This window comes from Nocardiopsis rhodophaea (assembly GCF_039530945.1).
Taxonomy (GTDB): domain Bacteria; phylum Actinomycetota; class Actinomycetes; order Streptosporangiales; family Streptosporangiaceae; genus Nocardiopsis_C; species Nocardiopsis_C rhodophaea.
This window is the reverse complement of sequence record NZ_BAAAPC010000048.1, coordinates 1-1,420: the sequence shown is the minus strand read 5'-3', so window position 1 is coordinate 1,420 and position 1,420 is coordinate 1. Positions and strand designations below refer to the sequence as shown.

General features: G+C 58.4%; 1 rRNA gene. It reads right to left on the bottom strand.

The window, feature by feature from the left end:
- Positions 1-1,420, bottom strand: a 23S ribosomal RNA gene (locus tag ABD259_RS25580); the annotation flags it as partial.

Here is a 1,420-nt window from a genome sequence, read left to right as displayed (position 1 = left end):
ACGCCGGTGCCGGATCACTAGTCCCTGCTTTCGCACCTGCTCGACACGTCCGTCTCACAGTCAAGCTCCCTTGTGCACTTACACTCACCACCTGATTGCCAACCAGGCCGAGGGAACCTTTGGGCGCCTCCGTTACCCTTTAGGAGGCAACCGCCCCAGTTAAACTACCCACCAGACACTGTCCCCCACCCGGATCACGGATGCGGGTTAGATGCCCGAAACAGCCAGAGTGGTATTTCACCAACGCCTCCACCACCACTAGCGTGGCGGCTTCACCAGCTCCCACCTATCCTACACAAACCATCCCAAACACCAATGTCAAGCTATAGTGAAGGTCCCGGGGTCTTTCCGTCCTGCTGCGCGAAACGAGCATCTTTACTCGTAGTGCAATTTCACCGGGCCCATGGTTGAGACAGCGGGGAAGTCGTTACGCCATTCGTGCAGGTCGGAACTTACCCGACAAGGAATTTCGCTACCTTAGGATGGTTATAGTTACCACCGCCGTTTACTGGCGCTTAGATTCCCAGCCTCACACCCCGAAAGGCGCTAACCAGTCCTCTTAACGTTCCAGCACCGGGCAGGCGTCAGTCCGTATACAGCGTCTTACGACTTCGCACGGACCTGTGTTTTTAATAAACAGTCGCTTCCCCCTGGTATCTGCGACCCCACCCAGCTCCAGAAGCAACGCTCCTTCACCAGACAGGGCTCCCCTTCTCCCAAAGTTACGGGGACAATTTGCCGAGTTCCTTAACCATGGTTCACCCGAACGCCTCGGTATTCTCTACCAGACCACCTGCGTCGGTTTCGGGTACGGGCCGCCCACACACTCGCTAGAGGCTTTTCTCGACAGCACGGGATCACTCACTTCACCACACACGGCTCGACATCACGCCTCACCCACACAGAGCACGGATTTGCCTATGCTCCGGGCTACACGCTTATCCCGGGACAACCACCGCCCGGTAGAGCTACCCCACTGCGTCACCCCATCACTTACCTACTACCCCATCGGGCCCCACGCCTCCGGCACCACCCTCTCGAAAGAAGACAGCACCATCGGTGGTGGTTAGCATCAAAGGACTCGGTACTGGGCGCGTGTGAACGGGTACGGGAATATCAACCCGTTATCCATCGACTACGCCTGTCGGCCTCGCCTTAGGCCCCGACTCACCCTGGGCGGATTAACCTGCCCCAGGAACCCTTAGTCAATCGGCGCCGGAGTTTCCCACTCCGGTATCGCTACTCATGCCTGCATTCTCACTCGCACACCCTCCACCCCGAGGTCACCCTGGAGCTTCACCGGACGCACGACGCTCCCCTACCAACCCACGGCATAACCGCAGGCTCCACAGCTTCGGCGGTGTGCTTCAGCCCCGCTACATTATCGGCGCAGAATCACTTGACCAGTGAGCTATTACGC